General features: G+C 62.3%; 1 protein-coding gene. It reads left to right on the top strand.

The annotated features are described in order from the left end of the window. Positions 1–591 (top strand): immunoglobulin-like domain-containing protein (locus tag AC1DH9_RS30535; protein ID WP_477809504.1); only part of this gene is annotated, 591 nt, incomplete at both ends.

The raw sequence follows: 591 nt of genomic DNA, 5'->3' as shown, positions 1-591 counted from the left end.
CACTTACACCGCGACGCTGACCAACCCGGCCGGCACCGCCATGAGCGTGACCCTGTCSAACGGCGCCGTCATCAACATCGAAGCCGGCAAGACTTCCGGTTCSGTGGTGGTCGACACCCCGGCGAATGACGTCTACAAAAACGGCAGCACCGTCAGCACTACCATCGAAAGCACCACCGGCGGCAACTTCGARCAGTTGACCCCGAGCACSACSCCGGCGGTCACCACCATCACCGATTCGATCGACAACACCGGGTTGAGCCTGACGGCGACCGGTTCGGTTACCGAAGGYGGYCAGATCACCTACAYCGCCACCTTGACCAATCCGGCGCAAACGCCGGTCACCGTGACCCTGTCCAACGGTTCGACCATCAYCATCGAAGCCGGCAAAACCASCGGCWCGGTGRWSGTCGACACCCCGGCCAACGACGTCTACAAAAACGGCAGYACSGTCAGCACCACCATTGAAAGCACCACCGGTGGCAATTTCGAGCAGCTGACCCCGAGCACSACSCCGGCGGTCACCACGATCACCGATTCGATCGACAACACCGGCCTGAGCCTGACGGCGACCGGTTCGGTTACCGAAGG

The sequence above is a fragment of the Pseudomonas sp. 05T35 genome, assembly GCF_056396605.1.
This window is presented reverse-complemented; position numbering and strand designations above follow the sequence as displayed.